Consider the following 4,883-nt stretch of genomic DNA (forward strand, 5'->3'; position numbering starts at 1 on the left):
TTTTTTGTCGAAGGCATAATAGAAAGCATGAAACAGCTGGGCATATGCAGCAGCAATTTCTATTTACGTGAAGTTAATTGCGCCAGTGATTTTGAAGAAGGCGGATACCTCAGTATGGCGAAAAGGACTGGTGCAAACATACGCGATCTGAGTAGTGACGTAAAAAACTTATCAGCAGAAGATGTGCAATGGATTGATATTGAAAACGGGCAGTATTTTAAAAGGCTTCCTTACCTGGCTCCCATAAATTCCCCGGACAGCTATCTCATAAATATCGCAAAATTCAAAACGCACTCAATGGGTATGACGCTCTGCGCAAAGAATATTCAGGGCGCAATTGCACAGCCTTACCAGATGCACTGCACCCTTTTTAAAGACGAAATGAATATTAATCCTGATTGCGTAGTGCCCGGAGCCAAGGACAATATTATGGCAAACTATCTGCGCCATGTTGAAGAGAAAATACCCAGGTGGGATAAGCCGGGCGACACGGGAGGTCTCTGGCAGGAACTATGGGCAACCCGGTGTCTGGACAACAACTCTGTTACCAAAGCAGGATTGAATATAATTGAAGGCATTTACGGAAGAGACGGCAATTTTATTGTCGGACCCGGGGCTGACGGGCTGGCAACTGACTATTTGTCGAACATTGTAATTTTCGGCAAGAATCCTTTCCACGTCGACATTATAGGTCACTGGCTGGGAGGCCATGAACCCGGCAATTTCGGACTGTTCCATCTCGCTCTTGAAAGAAAGCTTTCAGACTATCTTAATCCTGAAAGTATCCCTTTGTATGAATGGAAAGGTGACGGCTCTGCCGTAAAGAGCAAGCTTACGGACTTCCCGCGCACACTGTTAAAAACCGGTTATCTCACAAAAGATTACAACGGGCAGACTGAAGACGTATGGCATCTTGTTAACGAACCCTTCAGTTATCCATCGGGTGTGGAAAATCCAGGTGTTTCACAGAGGCCTGAATCTTTTGTATTAAGCCAGAATTACCCAAATCCTTTTAATCCTTCAACATCCATTCAGTTCTCCATTCCGAAAAGCGGAAATGTACGGATGGAAATACTGGATATTTATGGGAGAGTGATTGATGTGCTTGTGGACGGATATTTTTCAGGCGGGCAGCATTTAACTGTGTGGAATAATAAAAATTCATCTTCAGGTATTTATTTTTACAGAATGTTCTTCGAAGGATACACAAAAACAAAGCAGATGATGCTTCTGAAGTAAAAAGGATATTTTTCCCACAGCAGTTTTGCATCTGCTAAAGTCAAATGTTTTTATGAGGGTTACTTTACTTGTAGCCCTGTGCCTGGAGGTTGAACATATCGGCATAGATGCCCTGCTTTCCAAGGAGCTCACTGTGCGTTCCGATTTCGGCACATACGCCTTTATCCAGGACCATAATGCGGTCGGCAATGCGGACGTTGGAGAACCTGTGTGAAATAAGGACAACCATTTTATCCTGAGTATGCTTAATGTACCTCTGGAAAAGCTCATACTCGGTTTTAGGATCAAGAGAAGCCGAAGGTTCATCCAGGATTACCAGCTGAGCGTTCCGCATAAATGTGCGCGAGAGGGCGAGTTTCTGCCACTGCCCGCCCGAGAGCTCAATGCCTTTAGAGTATCTTTTTCCCACGTGCTGATTGTAGCCCGAAGGGAGCTTATCTATAAACTTGTCGGCCATGCCGTTTTGGGCCGAATGCTTTATCATCTCAAGGTTATCCCTCTGCTCAATTTTTCCCACGGCTATGTTATCGGCTACAGTCATCTGGTAGCGGTTGAAATCCTGAAAAATGATTCCGATCTCCTTTCTTAATTCATCAGGGTCATATTCTTTTATGTCATGCCCGTCCAGGTAAATTGTGCCTTCCGTAGGGTCATAAAGCCTGCAAAGGAGTTTTGTAATAGTTGTTTTTCCGGCCCCGTTTTCACCTACAATGGCAAGCTTCTCCTTTGGACTTATGCTGAAGCTGAGGTGGCGTATAATCCACTTATCCGAGCCGTTATACTTAAAGCCCACATCCTGAAAAGTAAAGCCGAACAGAACAGGCTTTGGAAAGGGCCTGAAGCTTTCTTTCGTTTTCGGGAGCGGCTTTATATTCAAGAAGTCAAAGTAGTCCCTTATATGAAGCGAGTTTTGTGCAATTTTTGAAATCCTGTCAAATGACGCCTCAAGTATCTCCTTCAGGTACTCGAAGGAGCCGAAGAAGAATGTTAGGCCGCCGACTGAAATTGCGCCTCTGATAGTTGAGGCCACAACAATAATGTAGCTTCCGTAGTAGCCCAGGCTGCTCAGGAAAGAAAAGAAAAGGCTCCAGCGGGTCCTCTTAAATGTAATGATTTTTTTCCTTTCATAGTGCCTGCCTGAGAGTATGCGGAACTGTTTGAGGAAAAAGTCTGAAAGCCCGAAGGCTTTTACTTCCTTTACCGTTGTGCTGCTTGTGCTGATTTCGGAGAGGTATTCAAGTTCTCTTTTTTCAGGCGTGGACTCTTCAATAAAGCAGTAGTTTTCCCTGTTGAAATAAAATTCAGACAATAGAGATGGAATTGAAGTCAGAATGAGCAAAAGGACAAGCCAGGGGTTAAAAGTAATAATGCCCAGCAGAAGAAATATAAATATAACGGTGTCCTGTGCCTGGTCAAAAATATCAATTAAAGAGTCGGCCCTTGCCTGGCTGTAAAACCTTACACGGTGGAGCTTATCGTAAAACTCGGGATTTTCAAACTTATCAAGGTCCAGTTCTGCAGCATGTTCCATTACCATAATAGAGGAATGGTTAACATAGAATTCTGAAACGAGGCGGTTATTTGCCTGGAGGCCGCGGTTTACAAACGAGGAAGCTATGTACAAAAAGAAGTCAATTGATATATATACAATCAGCTGTGTCGGAGGATGGGTCTGCCCTTCCTGAACAACCATTATTACTTCATCTACTATCAGCTTGCCGAGAAACAGAATTGCAATGGGGAGTATGGAATATAGTACCCTTAGTGCCAGGCCGGTTATAATAAGCCTTGGGTTTCCTTTCCAGGACAGTCTGACAAATTTCGGAATATTCCTGAAGACGGCACCCCATTCTTTCAATTCCTTAAATCTTTTAACTACAATTTTATTTATAATCTTAAACCCCTTTTCAACTGAGACAACTTTAAGTGAGACCGCTTTAAGGCAGCCGGCAGGAAAACGGAAAAAAACCGGAAGAAAGCGGGTAAACAATTTATTCTTTGGACTGCTCCCGTCTGAATATACATCCATAGTTTTATCCTTGTAACAATAACAGAATAAACTCCTCCATTTTTAAAAAAATGGATAAATCTTATAAATGACACACATCTAAAAAGAAAATGCAGTTTAAGGGATATATTTAGCAGACAAAACCGGAGCTAAGCGGGCAGCAGGCGCATAAAATAAGAAAAATATAAGATTCCCTGTTAAAAACATGCACAAAGAACAATATTCGAGTCCAGGGGGACTATCTAATAATATAAATTACGCCCCAAATTGAAAGTGAATTATTTCAGCCATTAACCCGGCAGCATTTTTTATTACTATGAGCTGATTCTGCCGTGAATTTTGTTTTTCTTTAATTTTTATTATTTTGCCCTCGGCATTATTCAACTATATAAAAAGACGTCCGTTCACCAAAGTTTCCGATTGTAATCTGTTCTGCATTTCCAAAAGCCCGAAAATTATTATAGCCTTATAAAATATTTTCTATATCACTATGCGGGAGTTTTTGCAAAATGTTAAGAAATGCTTTTCTCTTATTTTTCCTGACGGGCACTCTGTTTTCACAGGACCTTAAATTCAAGACGGAATACGCAGCCGGCGGTCCCGGGTATCTGGCTGAATTCAATGTTCTGAAGAATACGGATGATGATAAAATTTATATAGTAACACGCGAGGCAATAAATAAAAGCCTTTATCTTGCCCTCTACGACAACTCCTTTAACCGCCTGATGACATTGCCTTCCACACCTGATCTCGATATTGAAGATTCATTCATAAGAAACGGGAAGCTTTATTTTTCCGACAGCAGGCTGAAATATCTTAGCCTCTCGGATTATAAATCGGATGAGGTTAACAGGGACAGAAAGAATATTTATAAAATTTCAGATGGTAAACTTGGCGGGAAAGATGTTATAGCCGCCATTACGCCGGAATTTATTTATATATTCGACGTCACCACGAACAAAGAGATTCTGAATATAAAAAAGGAAAACAAAGAAAAAAACCTTGGGAGGATAGCTTTTTACAACTCGGACATTTATTACACATCTGAAGGCAATGAGATTTCGAAATTCGACACAAAGAAAAATATGCTTGCCTGGAGTGTTAAACTGCCGGACAAGCCGGTAAAGCTGCTCGGAATCAGAATCAGCTCCATGCCTAATGTTATTACCTGCATTAATCCATACAAAAAAAATAACAGAGAGTATATAGGGGTATTCACAATGTCCGGGGATTACTTTACGTTTGACCCCTCATCGGGCAGGCTGGTTAAAGACGAAGTACAATTTGAAAAGTTTGACGACCTAAGCCAGAATAATTCAAAGTTATTTGTTAACTGCTATTATTATGACGACAAGGCGACGAATAACCTGCTCATATACGCCGGCTCGGTTGATCACAGTGTTTACTGCATGAATGAAAAGGACTGCAGCACAGTGTGGGAAACTTCAACCGAAAATGAAATTCAGAAGCCTCTTTCATATCTTGATATAAACAAAGACGGCTACCCCGAAGTATTCGGAGTAAATGACTACGACAGTAATTTATTCGTGCTGGATGGAAAAACGGGAAAGAAACTTGTATTTAAGTCCCTCAAAGAAGGAAAGAAATTTAATCAGACAAAAGTGCTTCTGGCTGA

General features: G+C 41.5%; 3 protein-coding genes. 2 read left to right on the forward strand and 1 reads right to left on the reverse strand.

The window, feature by feature from the left end:
• The coding region (locus HF312_08685) for a DUF362 domain-containing protein (protein MCU7520277.1) at positions 1-1,239 on the forward strand (1,239 nt) is incomplete at its 5' end.
• Between the two features lie 64 nt (positions 1,240-1,303).
• Here the strand turns inward: HF312_08685 and HF312_08690 are convergent.
• Positions 1,304-3,268, reverse strand: coding sequence for an ABC transporter ATP-binding protein (locus HF312_08690; protein MCU7520278.1), 1,965 nt, complete (start codon positions 3,266-3,268; stop codon positions 1,304-1,306).
• Positions 3,269-3,756: 488 nt separating this feature from the next.
• On the opposite strand from HF312_08690, the gene HF312_08695 reads away from it, so the two are divergent.
• The coding region (locus tag HF312_08695) for a hypothetical protein (GenBank protein ID MCU7520279.1) at positions 3,757-4,883 on the forward strand (1,127 nt) is incomplete at its 3' end.

It is taken from the genome of Ignavibacteria bacterium (assembly GCA_025612375.1).
Classification (GTDB): Bacteria; Bacteroidota; Ignavibacteria; order Ignavibacteriales; family SURF-24; genus JAAXKN01.